Here is a 21533-nt window from a genome sequence, read left to right on the forward strand (position 1 = left end):
GATTGATAATGCATTTTAGGTGAGTAGGGAGTGCGCGGGATGGGATTGCGCAACATGATGGTTTCCCAACGAGCTAGACGCGCATGGTTGCTGGCTATAGTAGTTGGTACTCTCCCATTTCATTCGCATGCAGAAAACGCTAATAGTTCTTCAGCCAACCATGGCGGCTATGAGTGTGCAGTAGATTCCGGCGAGACGCCTAGTAGTGCAACGCAGTGGCTTGAACGCGGTTTATGGGCTAGTCACTGCTATGCGTTTCAGGCTAGAGCGGTGGCCATTGATGCCGTTGATGTGCGTACGTTGGCACTATCACACCGTATCCAGGATGGCATTCGTCAGCAGGTGGTACAGTACTTGGATGGTCCCTCTGTCAGCATTGAGCGCCGCTCTCCGGTGGGCAGGCTGGCCTGGACCCAAGAACACAGCAACGGTGAATTACCTTCGCCTGCCAGTTGGGCGGCTCATCTTGAAAAATATTACGCTATTGACTTTGAGGATGATGCTCGTGTCGCCGGCCGCGATGCGGTCAAACTTATTTTCGATCCTCTTGATCAATGGCGCTTCTCTCATGAATGGTGGCTAGACCAGGATACTGGCCTGCTGCTCAAGCATGTACTCAGTGATCAGCAGGGTAGGATCATTGAAACCTTCCAAATTACTCAGCTTCAATCGCCTCAAAAGTATACCGGCAGCGTTCGAGAGAGTACGCCCCGCGTTATCCTTAATACTCCTTGGCGCAGCACATGGCTACCCGATGGCTTTGTAGCGCAACCCGTTACCTTCGCTGGCGATGATGTAGCGCAGCGTGTCTACAGCGATGGATTGGCCACAGTGAGTATTTTTGTAGAGCCCATTGCGTCGGCAGAGACGACCGCCTTGCAAGAAGGTGTTAAGCAGTTGGGCGTGTCGGCAGTTGCCATTGAGCACATCTCCAATGCTGAAGGCCACTGGCAACTTGTGGCCATTGGTGAGCTGCCAGCATCCACGTTGCAGCGTATTGTCCGCTCAATTACTTTCGACTTAGTTGGAGATTCAGCTCGTGAAAGTGGCGATGAGACTGTCCAGTAGCGTTCGTCATTTTGAGCATGGTGGGAGAATAAATAATGAACTTTGCTCCCTGTAGACCTGTGTTTCATACCCCCTTGCTTCGCACGGGCACGATTGTCGAGCATACCAAGCAGGGGGGCATCGTAGAAGTTGTCGCCCAAGAGGGCTGTGAGCAGTGTGCCCAGGGGCGAGGGTGCGGAGTCGGCTTGTTGGTGCGGCAGCGCAGTCAGCGCATTGCTATAGTGCTTCCCTCCGAAACAGATAACGCCGAGCACAACTATCCATTAGGAAGCCAAGTCACTATCAGTCTGCCACGTGCCTCTGTAACGTTGCTGGCTTTTGGAGTGTATGGATTGCCCCTACTGTTGGCACTATTGCTTTCAGGTATGGTGTCACTTGCCAGTAACACGATTTGGCTGGCCCCCCTGAGCTTTTTTATTGCTTTGGTGGCCGCTGCGCTAAGTATTAAATATCTAATGCGTGAGCGAGGGGAACGCTTTCGCCCACGCTTGGTCAATTAGTTCGTTAATGAATTCTCCAGCATCCTGCTGTGAGTCGTTGATATGCTTTCGTTTACTATCATCTTAAGTAGGAGCTCTTGCATGAAGCGCTTGATTCTCCCTTCCACACTTTGGGTCTGTGTGGTGGCATTGCTAACGTTTGGCCAAGCCGCCAGCGCACAGGATTTGCCTGATTTCACCGAACTGGTTGAAGACGCCGCCCCTGGGGTGGTAAATATTTCGACCAGCAGAACGATCCAGCGCAGCAGCGCACCCGATTTTGGCGGATTCGGTGGCCAGGAAATCCCTGAAATTTTCCGCCATTTCTTTGGGGATAGCTTTCCAGCGCCCCCCAGTGGCGGGCGAGGACGCACTGAAGAGCGCCAGTCTCTGGGCTCGGGGTTCGTCATCAGTGAAGATGGTTATGTGATGACCAACGCGCACGTAGTGCAAGATGCAGATGAGATCCTTGTGCGGCTTAATGATCGTCGTGAATTGAGTGCAGAAGTGGTTGGTAGCGATCCACAAACCGACGTGGCATTACTCAAAATTGATGCAAATGATCTGCCTACGCTCAATCTAGGTGACTCTGACGAGCTAAAAGTCGGTGAGTGGGTTGCTGCCATTGGCTCTCCTTTTGGTTTTGATCATTCAGTCACCGCCGGTATCGTTAGTGCGATTAACCGCACCCTGCCGCGAGATGCGTATGTGCCCTTTATTCAAACCGATGTGGCGATTAACCCCGGTAACTCCGGTGGCCCGCTGTTCAACCTAGACGGGGAAGTAGTAGGCATCAACTCGCAAATCTTTACCCGCAGTGGCGGCTTTATGGGCGTCTCATTTGCTATCCCCATCAACGTTGCCATGGATGTGGCCGAGCAACTGCGTGAAGGTGGCCGAGTGGATCGTGGTTGGTTAGGCGTCATGATTCAGCCCGTGTCCGATGATCTGGCCGAGTCTTTCGGTATGGAAAATGCCATAGGGGCTTTGATTGCTGATCTGGATCCTGAAGGCCCGGCGGCCCAGGGAGGACTTCAAGCTGGCGATGTCATTCTTGAGGTCAATGGCGAAGAGGTTGAACGCTCAAGCTCGCTGCCGCGTCTGATCGGCAAAGGTTCGCCAGGCACCGAGGTGGAGCTCACCTTGATGCGTGACGGTGAAGAACTGACTGAGTCCGTCGAGTTAGGCAGTTGGCCCGACGCTGAGCAGCAGTCGGCACAGGCCAGCAGCAATAACCAGGCGCGCCTTGGCGTGATGGTCGCTGAAATTGATGACGCCATGCGCGAGCAGCTAAATATCCCCGGCGGTGTAATCGTTCGTCAGGTTGAGTCTGGTAGCGTGGCCGCAGAGGCCGGTATTCGTTCAGGCGATGTGTTGGTAAGCATCGACCATCGCAGCGTTTCTTCCTCTAATGAGCTGGTAGAGATTGTCGAGGCGCTGCCGACTGACCGCGCTATCCCTGTACGTCTGTTCCGCGACGGGCGTTCGCTTTTCGTAGCGCTGCGTCTGGAATAACCCGCCTATTTTCACTCCTGGTCCGGCGGTTCTCGCCGGACCGCTGTTCCTAGCCTGCGCATATCGCTACAATAGCGGATATCTTTTTGTCGGAAATGGCCCTTATTTTTAAACGGCAGCTGTTTTCGAGCTTTGAACTCTCGAAGCGGCCTGCCTATGCGGCCGCTTGCGTACCACTAAGGCAGAACAGACTCGATGTCCCAAGACGTTCCCAACGGAAAGCTCAAGCACATTCGCAATTTCTCCATTATCGCCCACATTGACCATGGTAAATCGACGCTCTCTGATCGCCTGATCCAGACCTGCGAAGGATTAACCGAGCGTGAGCTTAAAGAGCAAGTGCTCGATTCTATGGACATCGAGCGTGAACGTGGTATTACCATCAAAGCGCAGTCGGTCACCCTGGATTACACCGCTGCCGATGGTCAGGTTTACCAACTGAACTTTATCGATACGCCAGGGCATGTCGACTTCTCCTATGAAGTGTCGCGCTCGCTCTACGCCTGTGAAGGGGCATTGCTGGTTGTCGATGCGGCACAAGGTGTTGAAGCTCAATCGGTGGCCAACTGCTATACCGCTATCGAGCAAGGTCTGGAAGTGCTGCCGGTACTTAACAAAATCGATTTGCCCCAGGCTGATTGTGACAAGGTTGCCCAGGAAATCGAAGAAATTATTGGGCTTGATGCGACTGATGCCTGCCAGGTTTCGGCTAAAAGCGGCATCGGTATTGATGCTTTGCTTGAGCGCTTGGTGCGGGATATCCCGCCGCCCAAAGGCGACCCGGAAGCGCCGCTGCAAGCGCTCATTATCGATTCCTGGTTTGATAACTACCTTGGCGTTGTCTCGCTGGTTCGTCTGTTTGATGGCACGCTGCGCAAAGGCGATAAGATCCGCATTAAATCAACGGGCCGCGATTGGGGCGCCACGGAAGTAGGAATTTTTACTCCCCAGCGCAAGCAGACCGGGATTCTGCGTGCCGGGGAAGTCGGCTTTATTGTCGCCGGTATCAAAGAGATCCACGGCGCGCCGGTGGGCGATACCATTACCCACACCAAGACGCCAGATGTAGCGCGACTGCCCGGTTTCCAAAAAGTAAAACCGCAGGTTTATGCCGGTATGTTCCCGGTCAGTGCGGATGATTATGAAGACTTCCGTGATGCGCTTGAGAAGCTGGCGCTTAACGATGCCTCGCTTGCCTATGAACCAGAAAACTCTGATGCCCTTGGCTTTGGTTTCCGGGTTGGCTTTCTTGGCACGCTGCACATGGAGATCGTTCAGGAGCGTCTGGAGCGTGAGTATGATATCGACCTGCTCACTACCGCCCCTACGGTTGTCTATGAGCTGGCGATGAAAAATGGCGATATTACCTATGTCTCCAACCCCTCAAAGCTACCCGACATGGCCGACGTGGATGAAATGCGTGAGCCGGTGGTTCGCGCCAGTATTCTGGTGCCTCAGGAGTATGTGGGTAACGTCATTACCGAATGCGAGCAGCGCCGTGGTACTCAGTTAGATATGCAGTTTCTGGGTAACCAAATCCAGTTGTCTTACGAATTGCCCATGTCCGAAGTAGTCATGGACTTTTTTGACCGTTTGAAATCGATCTCCAAGGGTTACGCTTCGCTAGAGTACAACTTCGAACGTTTTGAAGAGGCGAAGCTAGTACGGCTCGATGTATTGATAAATGGCGACAAAGTTGACGCGCTAGCGGTGATTATCCACCGTGATCATGCCCACCAACGCGGTCGTTTGTTAGTGGAAAAAATGAAAGAGCTAATCCCGCGTCAAATGTTTGATGTAGCGATTCAGGCGGCTATTGGTGGCCAAGTGGTGGCACGCTCCACCGTTAAGGCGCTGCGCAAAAACGTGACGGCCAAGTGTTACGGCGGCGATGTCAGCCGTAAGAAAAAACTGCTCGAGAAACAGAAAGCGGGTAAGAAACGCATGAAACAAGTGGGGCGCGTGGAAATTCCCCAGGATGCCTTCCTTGCTGTGCTCAAGGTTAACGACTAGGAAAGAACGCCACTCATGGATTTTTCATTACTGCTGGTACTTGCTGTTGCGCTCTCGGGCGTTATTTACCTGTTGGACGTGTGGCTATTAAAGCCCAAGCGCCGCCAACGATTCGCCGCAGCGGAGGCCAGTACAAAAGATGGGCTGGATCCGGTAACCAGCGAAAAACTGCTTAAAGAGCCTTGGCCGGTCGACTACGCGCGCTCGTTTTTCCCAGTGCTGCTGGTGGTGCTGGTGGTGCGTAGTTTTATCATTGAACCCTTTCAGATTCCTTCGGGGTCAATGCGGCCTACGCTTGAAGTGGGCGACTTTATTCTGGTCAACAAGTTTGCCTACGGCCTACGCTTGCCGGTGGTGAATACCCGCTTTATCGAAGTCGATGATCCTGAGCGTGGCGATGTAATGGTGTTCCGCTTTCCTGAGGAACCCTCGGTGAATTTCATCAAGCGAGTGGTCGGCATGCCCGGGGATCGTATCCGTTATGAAGGTAAGCAGCTCTACGTCAACGGTGAGCCGGTCGCTAAAGAGTTGATCGAAGAGGGCCCCGATGGCTCGCCTCAGCAGCTACTGTTAGAAGAGCGCCTTGGCGATGCCGAGCACTTTATTTATAACAATCCACGAGACCCTGGCCCGCAAATGCGTGAAGTGGAAGTGCCTGAAGGGCACTATTTCATGATGGGTGACAACCGTGACCACTCTAACGACAGCCGCTATTGGGGCTTCGTGCCGGAAGAGAATATCGTTGGCCGAGCGTTTGCGGTATGGATGCATTGGGACGGCGGGTTACCAAGCTTTACCAGCGTGCGGCGCATTGAATGAAGACGCTGCCTGTGCTGAATTTAGTCAGTTATGTCACTTTAGTTAACGTCAATGACGTAGGAGAGCTGTGAGTAATTCCTTGAACGCTTTTTGCCGACGAATCGGCTATACCTTTGGCGACGATACGCTATTGGAATTGGCCTTGACCCACCGCAGCTTCGGTGGTCGTAACAATGAGCGCCTGGAGTTTCTGGGTGACTCCATCGTCAACTTTGTGATCGCCGAGGCACTGTTTCAGCGCTTCCCCCAGGCTCGAGAAGGACAGCTTTCACGCCTGCGCGCCCGGTTGGTAAAGGGGCAGACGCTGGCAGAACTAGCCAGGGAAATGGAGTTTGGCGAATGTTTACGGCTAGGGTCTGGCGAGATGAAAAGCGGCGGGCATCGCCGTGAGTCGATTCTGGCGGATGCGGTCGAAGCCATCATTGGTGCTATCTACCTAGACGCCGGCATGGATGTGGTGCGCGACCGTGTGTTGAATTGGTACGCGGAAAGGCTGGGTAATATATCTTTACAAGATACCCAAAAAGATCCCAAAACGCGACTGCAAGAGTTTCTGCAGTCGCGTCAAGCCGCGCTGCCGCGGTATGAAGTTGTCTGCGTGAAGGGTGAAGCGCATGCCCAGACCTTTACCGTGGAGTGCTACATTGACCTGTTGGCTGAGCATACCACTGGTAAAGGCCCTAGCCGCCGCCATGCTGAACAGCAAGCGGCAGAAGAAGCGCTGTCGTACCTCGAAAAAAGCCCTGGAGATAAATCATGAGCCAAACCTGCGGATTCGTTGCCATTGTTGGCCGACCCAACGTGGGCAAATCAACCCTCATGAACCGTATTCTGGGGCAGAAAATATCGATCACCTCACGGCGTCCACAAACCACGCGCCATCAGGTCATGGGTATTAAAACGGTCGATGAGACGCAGTTCATCTATGTTGATACGCCGGGCATGCACATCATGTCCAAGGATCGTAATAAAGCGATCAACCGCTTTATGAACCAGGCGGCTACCCAGGCCCTGCGCGATGTGGACTGCGTAGTATTTATTATCGACCGCACCCGCTGGACGGAAGAAGACCAGGCGGTGTTGAAGCGCCTGGAGCACGTAAAAGCGCCGGTGATTCTGGCGGTTAATAAAGTCGACCGCCTTGGTGAAAAGGGCGATTTGCTGCCGTGGCTGGCGGATGTCGGCGCTCGCCGCGACTTCGCGGCCATCGTGCCGATTTCAGCCAAGCACGGCACTCAGGTCGATACCCTGGAAGAAGAGGTGGCCAAACACCTGCCTGAAAGCGTTCACTTCTTCCCTGAAGACCAAATTACCGACAAAAGCCTGCGCTTTATGGCCGCCGAGCTGGTGCGTGAAAAGGTCATGCGCCAGTTGGGCGATGAGTTGCCCTACCAGATGACCGTTGAAATTGAAGAGTTTCGCGAGACAGAGCGGGTGACGCATATCAGCGCTTTGATTTTGGTGGAACGTCAGGGGCAAAAAGTCATCTTGATTGGTGAAAACGGCGACCGCCTCAAGAGCATTGGTCGCGAGGCGCGCCTGGATATGGAGCGCGCCCTGGGCACCAAAGTGATGCTCAATTTATGGGTGAAAGTAAAACGCGGCTGGTCGGATGACGAGCGCGCCTTGAAAAGCCTGGGTTACGACCTCGATTGAAGGTAGCGATGTCACCAGAGCCGGCTTTTTTGCTCCACCGTCGGCCTTATCGTGAAACGAGTGCGCTGGTGGATCTATTAACGCTTGATCACGGCAGAGTGCGTGCCGTGGCCCACGGTGGGCAAAGGCCCGGCTCAAAATCACGCCAACGACTGCAGCCGTTTACGCCGCTCTTCGTGACCTGGCAGGGCAGCCGTGATTTAAAGCGGCTGACCCTGATGGAGTCCCGCGGCCAGACGGCGCTGTTGGCCGGTGAAGGGCTGTTATGTGGGCTTTACGCCAATGAGATCGCCACCCGGCTGCTGCCGTTAGAGCTACCAGCGCCTGACGTATTTGCGTTCTATACCGCGCTACTCGAGGCTCTGCCAGCGCCTGCGGAACGCGCGTTATCGCTGCGCCGCTATGAGTGGGCGCTGCTAGAGGCGCTCGAGGCCACGCCGCAGTTTACGACGCCAGAAGGTAGCGTTTTGGATCCTCAGCTGCGCTACCTTTTTGACACTGCCAGCCGGGCATTTGTACCTGCTGAGAGGGGGCTTGACGGCAGAACGCTACGCTACATTGAGCAAGGTGATTGGCAGCATGAAGGTCTTGCCAATGCGTTGAAGGCGGTAATGCGAGCGGCGCTGGCGCCCCATCTAGGCACCACCGTTTTGCGCTCACGAGAGCTGATGCTTGATATGGCCCGCCGTCGTCATCGTCCTTGATGGTTTATTCTTAAACTTATTCCACATATCATGTGGATTTAATATTAATCGGCATTTTCGTCTCACTGTTCAGGCCGATGCCACTAAGCCAGCCATTTTTGTGGGAGGCCGCTTTAGCGGGCGAAGGGTGCCGCAGGTACCCTCAATGTTTTCTGGCTGGCAGCCCAAGGGGTCGCGAGCAAAAACTACCTCCCACCAGCGCAACTATCTGTCTGGCAGTGATATTTCCACAATGGATGACGAATAACCATTTTTAATCGTTTTCTGTTCATAAACGCAAAATCTTATTGTTGCGCTGGAGGCATTATGCACCCCCCTCGGATACTGTTAGGCGTCAATATCGACCACATTGCGACACTTCGCCAAGCCCGAGGTACTCGCTACCCTGACCCCGTGCAGGCGGCACTAGTCGCGGAAGAGGGGGGGGCCGATGGCATTACGGTGCATTTGCGTGAAGACCGGAGGCATATCCAGCCCCGCGATGTGCGCATTCTGGCCGAAGTGCTTAATACGCGTATGAACCTGGAAATGGCTGTCACTGAAGAGATGCTGTCGCTCGCCGAAGAGGTGCGCCCTGCCCATGTCTGTTTGGTGCCGGAAAAACGCGAAGAGCTGACCACCGAAGGCGGTCTGGACGTTGTCGGTGGTTTTGAAGCTATTGCCGACGCTTGCCAACGGCTAACGGCGGCGGGTTGCGATGTTTCCCTGTTTATTGACCCCGACGTGGAGCAGATTGAGGCTGCTCAGCGCGCCGGGGCACCGACGATTGAGCTGCATACGGGCGCTTACGCAGAGGCGCGGCCAGGTAGCGATGCCGCGAATGCGGAGTATCATCGTTTGACCACAGCCGCGACTCACGCCATTTCGCTGGGGTTAGTGGTCAATGCCGGTCATGGTTTGCACTACCATAACGTTGAAGCAATTGCGGCGCTGCCGGGGGTTAACGAGCTCAATATCGGCCATGCCATTATTGCCCGTTCGCTGTTTGTTGGTCTGAAAGAGGCCGTGCAGGAGATGAAGCGCTTAATCATCGCAGGCCAAGAAGCCGGTTTAATGGCGGCACTAGATGCCCACGATCATGATCATGAAGACCACTCTGAGCATGTTCATAATGGCTGCTGCGGGCACTGATCAGAAGTTGTCTATTCAGAGGTTTTTTTAGACGATGATTGTGGGAATTGGCTCGGATATTGCCCGTGTTGAGCGTTTTGTTCGAGCCATGCAGCGGCACGGCCCGCGCTTTGCCCAGCGTATCTTAGGCCCCGACGAACACGCGCTTTGGCTGCAAAAATCCCAGCCTACAGCGTTTCTGGCTAAGCGTTTTGCTGCCAAAGAGGCGTTTGTCAAAGCGTTGGGGCTGGGGCTGCGCGAAGGTATGCAGTGGCGCGATATTCAAGTGCTAAACGATGCCTTGGGCAAGCCCTACTTCCTGCTTAACGGCGAAGCCGAACGGCTCTTGCGAGCTGCAGGCGTCACCAACAGCCACGTGACTCTGAGCGATGAAGCCGAGTACGCGGTGGCGTTTGTTGTATTAGAGCGTGAACCCCCAGGCTAACGTTTCGTTTTGCTTGATATGCTTAATGCCTAAGCAGTAGCGGGCGGTGTGCACGTAGCCGTGCCATTGCCCGGTAGAGGTCGTCCAGTAGCCCTTCAACATGGTCTAAGCCGCTGGTGCGTAGGCGCGTTTCCAGGGTCTCTACCAGCAAGGCTAACTCAGGCGCACCGCAGTAGCGGCTGGCGCCATTGAGCCCATGTACCCAATCAAGCAGCGTGGGTAAATTTTGCTGGGCAAAAGCCGCGCGCATATGCTGCTCACTCTCATCCAAACTGTCGATCAGGCGTTTTAGCTGCTCCCGTGCCAGGTACTCTTTACCCCCCGCTAGGCGTGCGCCAATCTCAAGATCAACGACGGGAAGTGTGGCGGGTGGGGCGTGGCTAAAGGGTTGCTTATTGGTGGTGTTGTTATCGCGTTGTAAATAGGGCGTTGTAGCGCTGCTGGCGGTCAGTCGATGGGTAACCCCCAAAAAGCGATTCAGCAGCTGATCTAGCTGAGCTTCGTCAATCGGTTTTATTAGCACGTCATCGAGGCCCTCCGCAAGCCACTGCTGGCGCTCACTGCTAAGCACGTGCGCGGTAACGGCAATAATGGGGCAGCGGGCCCAGGTGCTACTGACTCGGCGCAGCGCCTGGGTGGTCTGCACGCCATCCATCCCCGGCATACGAATGTCCATTAGCACCATGTCAACGTTACTAGTGCGTGCGAATTCGAGCGCCTGGTGGCCGCTTTCTAGCGTAATGACATGCAGTGTTGGATCTTCAAGCATGCTTTTGAGAAGTTCTCGGTTCGGCGCATTATCGTCGACGATCAATAGTTTTAGCGGCTGGGGAGCCGCTGTTAGCGCTAGTGGTTCCTGGTCGCTTTTATTCGGCATCAGTGCAGGTAATAGCAGTTGCTTAAGCGACGCCACCAGCTGAGCGCGGGAAAAAGGTTTGTAGAGGATCTCACCGCCATGGGTTAAGTGCAGCGCCGGCAGGTCAAAACTGTTGCCATTGGCTAAAATCAATGTAGGGCAGGTTGCTTGATCAATCACCTCTTGCCAGTGTGAATGCCACTCGGAGCTAAAGTCGCTGTGTTCCAAGCCTAAGATCATCAGTCCAGCTGGCTCAGGGGTATCAAAAGCGATGGGTTGTGCTTCCCAGCGCTGCAGTAAATGCTCGAGCACATGACGGGTGGGCGCGTGAGTCTCATATAAGCGAATAGTCGGATTGGCCAGACTAATTTCTGGCGGCCGTTCGATAGCCTTGTGAGCAAGCATGGGCAGCGTAAAAGAGAAGGTGGTGCCTTTACCCAGCTCGCTTTCCACGTCAATCTCCCCACCCATGCGCTCAATCAGTTGTCGGCAAATGGTAAGCCCAAGGCCGCTGCCACCAAATTGCCGCGAGTGGCTGGGTTCTGCTTGAGAAAAAGCGCTGAATAGCGCTTCCTTGTGGGCGTCGCTTAGGCCAATACCCGTGTCGCTGACGCTGAGATTGAGCACCACGTGCTGGCCTTCAAGGTTATCCAGCATGACGCGCACGATCACTTCGCCTTCATGGGTGAATTTGAGCGCATTGCCAATTAAGTTATTCAAGACCTGATGAATACGCAGCGGGTCGCCGGTCAGCGGTGTCGGTACGTCGTCATACACCATGGCCACCAAATGCAGATGCTTGCGTTGTGCTTCTGGGGCATGCAGCCCTACCACTTCGTCAACCAGTGCGACAATGTCGATATCCGCTTCTTCTAGGGTGAGGCGATTAGCTTCAAGCTTGGAAAAGTCGAGTACGTCATTAACCAGCATAAGCAGATTGTCGCAAGCGCGATGCACATGCTGCAGCCACTCCTGCTGGCGTGTATCCAGTGACGAGCGACTCAGTAATCGACAGAAGCCGATAATCCCGTTGAGCGGTGTGCGTATCTCATGGCTCATGTTGGCCAGAAATTCAGACTTTACGGCGTTAGCTCTCAGCGCGCTGCGGTGTGCCAAATCGAGCTTGATATTCTGCTCTTCAATGGTTTCCATGGACTCTTGGAGCTCGCTGGTGGCCTGCTCGATTTGTGTTTGCATATCCCGCTGAGCCTGCTGGAAGTGCTCGGCCAGGGCGTTAATATGGCGACTCAGGTGGTGAAGTTCTGTCGCATTAGAGGTCGCCAAACGCAGTCGGTAGTCACCGCGGGATAGGCGATAAAGCGCTTGGTTGGCTTCTTCAATAGGGCGAGTGGTATAGCGGCTGATGGCGAAAGCGATTAAAAACAGCAGCAGGCCAAGTAACATGCCGCCTAAGCTGAGGCTGGCAATCAACTTATAGCGTCCTAGGGTTAGAGCCTGGGTGCCCATCTCGATGTCTAACCAGCCAACACTACTATTGCTTGGTCGAACCTGGTCTGGAATGGCTTGGCTTGTGCTGGTCTGGTTTGCATTGAGCTGAGAAGCATTGAGTGGCAAACGCAGCCGCCAAGTATCTTCCTCCATGATGAGTTGCTGATCAGCGGGGGCATCGAGCAGAGGAGCGTTGGATTGACCCAGTTGTAAGAGACGAGTGCCTTGTTGATTAAATAGCACAACCGAGCGCAGTCCACGCATATTGAGGAGTTGGCGCGCCAAGACCTCCATTCGGCCAGCATCATCCGTTGCAACCGCCTCAGCAAGGCTTGGGGCCAATAACTCTCCGGCACTTTCTAAGCGTGCTTGCTGTGCCGCGCGCGCTTGCGTATCACTCTGTATGACCAGCAATACGGCCATCATGGCGTATACCAGTAGAGGAAAACCGAGTAAGGCAAATAGAAGACGGGTGTTCAAAGACATGAAAAGAGCTCGTTGATTCAATGAGGTTGCCTGTCCAGCCTGAGGCAGCACCGATATAATGCAGCATAACGGTGACGATGAGGAACATTCATGAACGATCTTAAGGGCAATCTCAAGGGCTACCCCACGCTAGAAGATGTGGTTGGCAACACGCCCCTGGTACGCCTGAAGCGTATTAGCGCTGGGCGAAACAACACTCTATTGGCTAAGCTCGAAGGCAATAACCCCGCTGGCTCGGTCAAAGACCGCCCGGCGCTCTCCATGATCCATGAAGCTGAAGCCAGGGGTGATATTACCCCCGGCGATACGCTGATTGAGGCAACCTCAGGCAATACCGGTATCGCGCTAGCCATGGCAGCGGCGATTAAAGGCTACCAGATGGTGCTGGTAATGCCTGAAAACGCTTCGGATGAGCGTAAGCAGGCGATGGCTGCCTTCGGAGCTAAATTGATTTCTGCCAGCAAAGCGGGTGGCATGGAGGAGGCGCGGGATATCGCGGATGGCATGATCGCTAGAGGCGAAGGCAAGCCACTTAACCAGTTCGCCAATCCTGATAACCCGTTAGCGCACTACCGCACTACCGGCCCTGAGGTGTGGCAACAAACCGGGGGGGAGGTGACTCACTTCGTCAGCTCCATGGGCACCACAGGTACCATTATGGGGGTGTCGCGCTATTTGAAAGAGCAAAACCCGGCTATTCAAATTGTTGGGTTACAGCCCGCTGATGGTGCCAGTATTCCCGGCATTCGCCGTTGGCCACAAGCGTACTTACCCGCTATTTTTGAATCGCCGCGGGTGGATGTCACTCTGGATATAGGCCAGCAGGAAGCCGAAGAGCACATGCGCCGTCTGGCTCGTGAAGAGGGCATTCTAGCCGGGGTCTCATCGGGTGGCAGCCTTGCTGGCGCGTTACGCATTGCGGAGCAAACCGAAAATGCGGTGATTGTGTTTATCGTCTGTGACCGTGGTGATCGCTATCTCTCTACTGGCCTATTTGCCCCAGGAGTATAACCATGGCCATGTTGGGAAAACGGCGGCCGCCCAGGCCCGCATCAGGTCATTCTGGGCTGGCGCGCTCGCCGGGCGGCAAGGCTCCGCATACCGCTGTAGAGGACGCATCGCCGCTGGTCATTGAACGTTTGGCTCATGATGGGCGTGGCGTGGCCCATTCGGCCAACGGTAAAACGGTCTTTGTCGATCAGGCGCTGCCTGGTGAACAGGTCGAAGTGGCCATTCATCTCACCCGCAAACGCTTTGACGAAGCGCATATCAAGTCACTGCTAACCACATCTGAGCAGCGCGTAACGCCGCCTTGCCCGCATTTTGGTCACTGCGGTGGGTGTGATCTGCAGCATTTAAACGTCGATGCTCAGCGCGATCATAAGCGCGAGGTAGTGCGCGACCTGTTTGCGCGCCAGGGCATCACGTTAAGCGAGATCGGCTCAATTCAGGGTGACGACCAAGGCTACCGTCGTCGTGCGCGGCTGGGGGTCAAAGTCGATAGCCAAGGCAATACCCGCCTGGGTTTTCGTGCCGCCCATAGTCATCGCCTGGTGGATATTGAACGCTGCCTGGTATTGGTTGATGCCTTACAGCGTCTGGTAACTCCTTTGCGTGAGCTGCTGAATACGTTAGAGGCGCCGCGCCAGGTAGGGCACATCGAATTATTGGCAACAGCAACCGCGCAGGTCGTGCTGGTTCGTCAGTTAAAAGAGCACGCTGGGGACGCCGATCGCTGGCAAGCCTTTTCACAGCAGCAGGGAGTGGCGCTAGGCACCTGGTTGGGGCGCGAAACACCCACACTGCACTGGCATGGCGCAGTGCCAGCGCTTGAAGAGTCGCTAGCGGTGGATGGTCAGCCACCGCTTAGCTTAAGTTTTGCACCGGGAGATTTTTTACAGGTCAACGCCCAGGTTAATCAGCAAATGGTCGCCCAGGTCATTCAGTGGCTAGCGCCTAAGCCAGGGCAAAAACTACTTGATCTGTTTGCCGGTATCGGTAATTTCAGCCTACCCATAGCGGCAGCGGGTGCTGAGGTTCATGCGGTGGAAGGGAACCCCGCCATGGTGGCGCGCATTGCGATTAACGCTAAGCGCAATCAGTTGATGGTCAGCGGTCAGCAGGCCGATTTAAGCAACGCTGTCGGCGTTAATGAGCTATTAACTGTACATGGTGATAGTGATGCGCTGGTGCTCGATCCGCCGCGTAGCGGCGCTGAAGTCATTTGTCAGGCGCTGGCGCGCCACCCAGTGCCCAGGGTGGTCTATATTTCCTGTGATCCGGCGACGCTTGCCCGGGATGCGGCACACCTTGTGCATGCGGGGTACCGGGTCAAGCAAGTAGCAGTGGCGGATATGTTCCTTCACACTGCACATATGGAAACGCTGATGCTGTTCGAGTACGGGGACTAGACGTTTCCCCATCGCATCAAGCCACGGTGACGGCCGTGTAGAGACCGTCTCCCTGAAAGGATGAGTAATTGTCATGGTGAAAGTGCGTGAAGACCAGCCGCTAACCGCGAGCGGAACGGTGGACATACAACAATGGTTAACGCGCCTGCAGGAGGATGTGCGCCTACGTGAGCCGGAGCGTTTAGTTGACGCCTGTGAACTCGCCGAGAAGCTGGAGCTTGAGGCCCCGCGCACCCATCGCGTATGGCTATCGCCAGGCTCGAGTTTCCGCATGGGCCTGGAAATGGCTGATATTCTTGGCGAGTTAAAGCTAGATCAAGCGACACTTGAGGCCGCCGTTCTCTACCGCGCGGTGCGGGAAGGGCTGCTGAGCCTTGAATTCGTGACAAAGCGTTTTGGCGAAGAAGTGGCCAACCTGATTGATGGGGTGCTGCAAATGGCCGCGATCAGCTACCCGCTGGCGCCTGACCATGGCATGGGCCAACACAATCAGCAGGAAAACCTGCGCAAGATGCTGGTCAATATGGTCAGTGATGTACGCGTGGCGCTAATCAAAATTGCCGAACGCACCTGTGCGCTGCGCCAAGTAAAAGATGCGCCACTGGAGAAATGCTTACAGGTTGCCCGGGAAGTTGCCGATATTTACGCGCCGTTGGCCCATCGCCTCGGCGTTGGGCAACTTAAATGGGAACTGGAAGACCTATCGTTTCGTTACTTGCATGAAGATGAGTACAAAGCGATCGCCAAGCTTTTGGCGGAAAAGCGCCTCGACCGTGACCGCTATATTCACGATGTGGTCGAAACCATCAAGAGCTTGATGGAAGCGCAGCACATCCACCGCTACGATGTGGATGGTCGGGCCAAACATATCTACTCGATCTGGCGCAAAATGAAGCGTAAGCGGATCGACTTCTCGCAGGTGCACGATGTACGTGCAGTGCGCATTCTGGTGCCGGAAGTGGCGGACTGCTACACCGTGCTGGGGATTATTCACTCGCGTTGGCACCATGTGCCCAACGAGTTCGACGACTACATCGCCAACCCCAAAAAGAACGGCTACCAGTCGCTGCACACCGCTGTTATGGGGCCGGAAAACAAGGTACTTGAAATCCAGATTCGCACCTTTGCCATGCACGACGAGGCGGAGCTGGGCGTTTGTGCCCACTGGCGCTACAAAGGGCACGATACCAACGCCAAAAGCCGGAGCTACGAAGAGAAAATCGCCTGGCTGCGTCAGGTACTGGAGTGGCAGGACGAAGTGGGCGGCTTTGGCGATCTCCGCGAAGGGCTCTCCAGCGATGTGGCGCCTGATCGTATCTATGTTTTTACCCCTGACGGCCACGTCATCGATTTGCCACGGATTGCCACACCGATCGATTTCGCCTACCGGGTACATACCGAAATTGGCCACCGCTGTCGGGGCGCCAAGATTAACGGGCGCATTGTGCCGCTCACCTACAAGTTAAAAACCGGCCAGCAAATTGAGATTCTGACTGCCACTAAAGGTGGGCCAAGCCGCGACTGGTTAAACCCCAGCCTGGGCTATGTGCGTACTTCCCGGGCGCGGGCTAAAATCCAAGCGTGGTTCAAACATCAGGCCCGTGATCAAAACCTGGACGAGGGGCGCGTGCTGTTTGACCGTGAAATGCGCCGCCTGGATGTCGAGGGGCTCGACCTGCCCAAGCTGGCCAAGGCCGTCAACTACCAAAACGCCGAGGACATGTACGCGGCCATTGGCGCTGGTGACCTGCGTATCGGTCAGGTGCTGCACCAGGCCCAGCAGCTGTTTGGTGAAACCGACGACCAAGAGCAGCTCGATCGCCTGCTTGCCAAGCCTAAGCGCCAATCCAGTAAGGCCACCAAAAGTGATATCACGGTGCTCGGCGTCGGCAATCTGAAAACCAGTATGGCCAACTGCTGCCGTCCGGTGCCCGGCGAGCCGATTATCGGCTTTATTACTCAAGGGCGTGGCGTCACCGTTCACCGCCAGGACTGCAGTAATATTCTGCAATTGCGCCTGGACGAACCCCAGCGCATTATCGAAGTGGAGTGGGGCGAGCGCGCCCAAACCCGCTATCCGGTGACCATTGAGATTCAGGCCTGGGATCGCTCCGGGCTGCTGCGCGATGTCACGGGCCTGCTGGGTAATGAAAAAGTCAACGTGCTTGCAGTGAACACGCTCACCGACACCGATGAAGGCATTGCCCGGCTGCGTATTACTCTGGAAGTCGACGGGCTTGAATCCCTGGGACGGTTGTTCTCGCGTATCCAGCAGTTGCCCAACGTTACCGAAGTGCGCCGTTTGCGCAACGCCGACCCGGATCAACAAGTTCGCAAGGGAGGAGCATAATGCGCCATGGTATCGATGACCTGTTGACCTTGATGCAGGTGCTGCGCGACCGGGAGCAGGGCTGCCCCTGGGATCTCCAGCAGGATTGGGACAGCATTGTGCCCCATACCCTGGAAGAGGCCTACGAGGTTGCCGATGCCATTGAGAGGCGCGCTTTTGACGAACTGCCTGGTGAGCTGGGTGATCTGCTCTTTCAAGTGGTCTACTACGCCCAGTTCGGCGCGGAAGAGCAGCGCTTCGACTTTGCCGATATCGTCGATACGCTTACCACTAAAATGCTGCGTCGCCATCCGCATGTATTTCCGGAGGGCACGCTGGCTTCCCGGCGCCCGCCAGGCGTGAGCGCTGAAGAGGTGCAAACTCAGCAGGTCAACAGCCGCTGGGAGTCATTGAAAGCCGAAGAACGTGAGAAAAGGAAGCGCGCCGAGAGAGCCGTAGAGCAGCCCTCTGTGCTCGACGATGTGCCGCGCACGCTGCCTGCCCTTAGCCGCGCTGCCAAGCTGTCCAAGCGTGCAGCGCGAGTAGGCTTCGATTGGCCCGATGCCCGCGGCGTGGTGGCTAAAATTCGTGAAGAGCTGGCGGAAGTAGAAGAGGCGCTTGCCGCCGGTGATCAACAGCACGCCCAGGAAGAAGTCGGCGATCTGCTGTTTGCAGTCACCAACCTTGCCCGCACGCTGAATGCCGACCCCGAACAGTGCCTGCGCGCTACCAATGCCAAGTTCGAGCGTCGTTTTCGTTTTGTCGAGCGCGAGCTTAGCGCTGCCCAGCGGCCATTAACAGAGGCTTCCCTAGACGAGATGGAAGCCCACTGGCAGGCAGCCAAAGCAGAAGAAAAACAATCTACCCATTCCTGATCTAATAATGATGCGACCCCTGCAAGGAGGCCATGCCAATGAGTCACGACCTACACGAATCTCTGCGCGATAACGTGCGTATTCTGGGCGACAGCCTGGGGCGAACCATTGCCGACGATTTGGGCCAGGCATTTGTCGATAAAATTGAAACCATTCGCGCCCACGCCAAGCGAGGGCGCCAGGGCGACTCGCTGCAGCAGCGCGAATTGATCGAGTATCTGCGCGAGCTGCCCGAGCGGGATCTGCTGCCGGTCACCCGGGCGTTTAACCAGTTCTTAAACCTCGCGAACATTGCCGAACAGCACTATCGGGCGCGCTTTCGCCGGGTAGAAGATTACAAGCCCGGCTCCCAGCCGGTGCTGGGTGAGCTGCTGGCGCGTGCCGAGCAGGCCGGCAACTCACCGCGCAAATTGGTCGAGACCCTCGCCAACATGCGCGTTGAGCTGGTGCTAACCGCGCACCCCACCGAAGTTATCCGCCGAACCCTGATCCAAAAATATGACGCCATCGATGAGTGCTTAACCGCCATTGAGAGCTCCGAAGATTACCCGGAGCGTGGCACCCGCGCCCAGGGTCGCCTGGAAGAGCTGATTAGCCAGGCGTGGCATACCGACGAGATTCGCCACGAGCGGCCCACCCCGGTGGATGAAGCCAAGTGGGGCTTTGCGGTAATTGAAAATTCGCTGTGGCAGGCGGTACCAGATTTTCATAGAGATTTGGATAACCTGCTGCTGGATACTGCCGGTGAACGCCTGCCTCTGGACGCGGCGCCGATACGTTACGCCTCCTGGATGGGCGGCGACCGCGACGGCAATCCCAACGTAACGGCTAAAGTGACCCGCGAGGTGCTTCTGTTAGGTCGCTGGATGGCCGCCGACCTCTATCTGCGCGATCTCGAACAGCTTAAAACCGAGCTCTCCATGTGGAAGGCGAATAGTGCGCTCAAAGCCGAAGCGGGCGATGTCACTGAGCCCTACCGCGAAGTGCTGAAGCGGCTGCTGGCTAAAATGGAATCAACCCGTGATTGGGCCAAAGCAGAGCTTGAAGGGCGTAACTACGATGGCGGGCCGATTATTGAAACCCGCGATCAGCTCTACTCACCGCTGCTCGCCTGTTACCGCTCGCTGTGTGATGTGGGCCTCGACACCATCGCCAACGGCGCGCTGCTGGATACGCTGCGTCGGGTTGCGGTGTTTGGAGTGACGCTGACCAAGCTCGACCTACGTCAGGAAGCCAGCCGCCATGCCCAGGTCATTGAAGAGCTGACCAGCGCCCTGGGCCTGGGCCACTACCAGGAGTGGGACGAAGCCAAACGGCAGGAATTTTTGCTCGAGGAGCTGGCCTCACGTCGCCCGCTGATTCCGCGCCGCTGGGAGTGCTCCGCTGAGTCCCGCGAAGTGCTGGATACGTTTAAAGTCATCGCCCAGGAGCATTCCGAAGCGCTGGGGACTTACATTATTTCCATGGCCGCTGAGCCCTCTGACGTGCTTACCGTGGCACTGCTGATGAAAGAGGTCGGGGGGCAGGTAACGCTACCTATCGCACCGCTGTTTGAAACCCTTAACGACCTGGATCACGCAGGCGAGGTGGTGGATCAGCTGCTGGCGATACCGGGCTATCGTTCGCTGATCGATGAACGTCAGGAGGTCATGATTGGCTACTCCGACTCGGCAAAAGATGCCGGCCAGCTGGCCGCTGCCTGGGCCCAGTACCGTGCTCAAGAGTCGCTGGTGAATGTGTGTAACCGACACGGCGTCGATTTAACCCTGTTCCACGGCCGCGGCGGCACCGTTGGCCGTGGTGGCGGCCCAGCCCACGCGGCGATACTTTCTCAGCCTCCAGGCTCGGTAAACGGCAGCCTGCGGGTGACCGAGCAGGGCGAGATGATTCGCTTCAAGTTTGGCCAACCCGATATTGCCCTGCGCTCCATGGAGATCTATGCCTGTGCAGTGCTGGAAGCCACGCTGTTGCCACCGCGTGCGCCGGAACCGCATTGGCGTGAAGAGATGGATCAGCTTGCCAAGGTAGCGCATAGTGCCTATGTGGGCGTGGTGCGTGAAGATCCGGACTTCGTGCCCTATTTCCGCGCGGTCACACCAGAAGGCGCATTGGGCAGGCTGCCGTTGGGCTCACGCCCCACCAAGCGGCGCCAGGATGGCGGGGTGGAAACCCTGCGCGCCATTCCATGGATTTTCGCCTGGACACAGATTCGCCTGATGCTACCCGCATGGCTAGGTAGCGGCGAAGCCTTCTCGCGGCGTTTAGAGCAGCCCGGCGGTCGCGATGTGCTGCAAGAGATGCGCAATGAGTGGCCGTTCTTCGGCACCTACCTGGACATGCTGGAGATGCTGCTGGCCAAAGCTGATGTCGCCATTGCTGCCTACTACGAGCACCGCTTGGTCGACGAGCCATCGCTGAAAGCATTGGGTAAAAAGTTACGCCAGCGTTTCGCGTCCCTGGAAGAAGCTGTGCTGGATATTCTTCAGCAGGAGAAGCTGCTGGAGAACACGCCGCTGATTCGCCAGGCGATCGATGTGCGCAATCCCTACATCGATCCGCTGCACGGTTTGCAGGCGGAGCTGCTGCAGCGTAATCGCGATGCCGATGGGGCGATCAGCGCCGATCTTTCCCGGGCGTTGATGGTCACTATGGCGGGCATAGCAGCAGGTCTGCGCAACACCGGCTAGGCTGTTTTAACACGATTTTTTACCGTGATTTTTAACCGTAACGTTCTACTACAACGTCTACTACAACAGGGAGGTGTCAATGTCCTCAGATGCTCAAGCGGTAATCGACTTTTGGTTTGAGGCGTTGACGCCTGCTCAGTGGTTTAAAAAAGACGCTGAGTTGGATCGTACAATCTCTCAGCGGTTTGGCGCACTGCATGCCCAAGCCGCCCAGTGCGAATGTTACGCATGGCGTCAAACGGCTCAAGGGCGGCTTGCGGAGATCATTGTGCTGGATCAGTTCTCGCGCAATATCCACCGCGATGACGCCCGTGCTTTTGCCACTGATCCCTTAGCGCTGGCGCTAGCGCAAGAGGCAGTAGGCGCAGGGTCAGACGCAGAGCTGACCAGTGTACAACGGGCGTTTCTGTATATGCCCTATATGCATAGCGAATCCGTGGCCATTCATGAGCTGGCGATGCAGCTGTTTGACCAGCCGGGGTTAGAGAATAACTACGACTTTGAAGTGCGCCACAAAGCGATTATTGATCGCTTTGGTCGTTACCCGCACCGCAACGTCTTGTTGGGGCGGGCCTCTACCGACGAGGAGTTGGCCTTCTTAAAGGAGCCCGGCTCCTCTTTTTAACTGTTT

The 21533-nt window shown here is 55.9% G+C and carries 17 protein-coding genes; 16 read left to right on the top strand and 1 reads right to left on the bottom strand.

Annotation, left to right across the window (positions count from 1 at the left end):
- The first annotated feature begins 57 nt into the window (after positions 1–57).
- The 10 genes from KF947_RS20525 (at position 58) to acpS (ending at position 9809) form a co-directional block, all read left to right on the top strand.
- Positions 58–1068, top strand: a complete 1011-nt coding sequence (locus KF947_RS20525; RefSeq protein ID WP_227406327.1) for a MucB/RseB C-terminal domain-containing protein — start codon at positions 58–60, stop codon at positions 1066–1068.
- A 35-nt stretch (positions 1069–1103) separates the two neighbouring features.
- A complete protein-coding gene (locus tag KF947_RS20530) occupies positions 1104–1568 on the top strand; it encodes a SoxR reducing system RseC family protein (RefSeq protein ID WP_227404953.1) in 465 nt (154 codons plus the stop codon).
- Positions 1569–1649: 81 nt separating this feature from the next.
- Positions 1650–3062, top strand: a complete 1413-nt coding sequence (locus KF947_RS20535) for a DegQ family serine endoprotease (RefSeq protein WP_227404954.1) — start codon at positions 1650–1652, stop codon at positions 3060–3062.
- Between the two features lie 195 nt (positions 3063–3257).
- Positions 3258–5075 carry a translation elongation factor 4 gene (gene lepA / locus KF947_RS20540; RefSeq protein ID WP_133730530.1) on the top strand — a complete coding sequence of 606 codons (1818 nt, stop codon included), beginning with the start codon at positions 3258–3260 and terminating at the stop codon, positions 5073–5075.
- 15 nt (positions 5076–5090) lie between these two features.
- A complete protein-coding gene (lepB, locus tag KF947_RS20545) occupies positions 5091–5894 on the top strand; it encodes a signal peptidase I (RefSeq protein WP_227404955.1) in 804 nt (267 codons plus the stop codon).
- A 67-nt stretch (positions 5895–5961) separates the two neighbouring features.
- Positions 5962–6654 (top strand): ribonuclease III, encoded by a 693-nt coding sequence (rnc, locus tag KF947_RS20550; protein ID WP_133730532.1) that lies wholly within the window; start codon positions 5962–5964, stop codon positions 6652–6654.
- Positions 6651–7550 (top strand): GTPase Era, encoded by a 900-nt coding sequence (gene era, locus KF947_RS20555; protein WP_009286442.1) that lies wholly within the window; start codon positions 6651–6653, stop codon positions 7548–7550. The genes rnc and era overlap by 4 nt, the downstream gene beginning before the upstream one ends.
- A gap of 8 nt (positions 7551–7558) precedes the next feature.
- Complete coding sequence (gene recO, locus KF947_RS20560; protein ID WP_227404956.1) at positions 7559–8254, top strand: DNA repair protein RecO; 696 nt, start codon at positions 7559–7561, stop codon at positions 8252–8254.
- A gap of 306 nt (positions 8255–8560) precedes the next feature.
- On the top strand, positions 8561–9385 hold the full coding sequence (pdxJ, locus tag KF947_RS20565; RefSeq protein WP_227404957.1) for a pyridoxine 5'-phosphate synthase: 825 nt from the start codon (positions 8561–8563) through the stop codon (positions 9383–9385).
- Between the two features lie 34 nt (positions 9386–9419).
- On the top strand, positions 9420–9809 hold the full coding sequence (acpS, locus tag KF947_RS20570) for a holo-ACP synthase (RefSeq protein ID WP_133730535.1): 390 nt from the start codon (positions 9420–9422) through the stop codon (positions 9807–9809).
- Between the two features lie 22 nt (positions 9810–9831).
- Here acpS and KF947_RS20575 read toward each other — a convergent pair whose 3' ends face one another.
- Entirely contained in the window at positions 9832–12600 is a 2769-nt protein-coding gene (locus KF947_RS20575; RefSeq protein WP_227404958.1) for an ATP-binding protein, read from the bottom strand.
- Positions 12601–12690: 90 nt separating this feature from the next.
- Between KF947_RS20575 and cysM the strand changes: the two genes are divergently transcribed.
- The 6 genes from cysM (at position 12691) to KF947_RS20605 (ending at position 21527) form a co-directional block, all read left to right on the top strand.
- A complete protein-coding gene (gene cysM, locus KF947_RS20580) occupies positions 12691–13611 on the top strand; it encodes a cysteine synthase CysM (RefSeq protein WP_227404959.1) in 921 nt (306 codons plus the stop codon).
- Between the two features lie 2 nt (positions 13612–13613).
- Complete coding sequence (locus tag KF947_RS20585) at positions 13614–15011, top strand: TRAM domain-containing protein (protein ID WP_227404960.1); 1398 nt, start codon at positions 13614–13616, stop codon at positions 15009–15011.
- 73 nt (positions 15012–15084) lie between these two features.
- Positions 15085–17361: a GTP diphosphokinase gene (relA, locus tag KF947_RS20590; protein ID WP_227404961.1), complete on the top strand. Its 2277-nt coding sequence runs from the start codon at positions 15085–15087 to the stop codon at positions 17359–17361.
- The gene (gene mazG, locus KF947_RS20595; RefSeq protein WP_211596150.1) at positions 17361–18215 is read left to right on the top strand and encodes a nucleoside triphosphate pyrophosphohydrolase; all 855 of its coding nucleotides are present in this window, start codon (positions 17361–17363) and stop codon (positions 18213–18215) included. The genes relA and mazG overlap by 1 nt, the downstream gene beginning before the upstream one ends.
- 38 nt (positions 18216–18253) lie before the next feature.
- Positions 18254–20902, top strand: a complete 2649-nt coding sequence (ppc, locus tag KF947_RS20600) for a phosphoenolpyruvate carboxylase (RefSeq protein ID WP_227404962.1) — start codon at positions 18254–18256, stop codon at positions 20900–20902.
- Positions 20903–20981: 79 nt separating this feature from the next.
- Positions 20982–21527 carry a DUF924 family protein gene (locus KF947_RS20605; RefSeq protein ID WP_227404963.1) on the top strand — a complete coding sequence of 182 codons (546 nt, stop codon included), beginning with the start codon at positions 20982–20984 and terminating at the stop codon, positions 21525–21527.
- Positions 21528–21533: the final 6 nt, after the last annotated feature.

This window comes from Halomonas sp. FeN2 (assembly GCF_020595105.1).
Classification (GTDB): Bacteria; Pseudomonadota; Gammaproteobacteria; order Pseudomonadales; family Halomonadaceae; genus Vreelandella; species Vreelandella neptunia.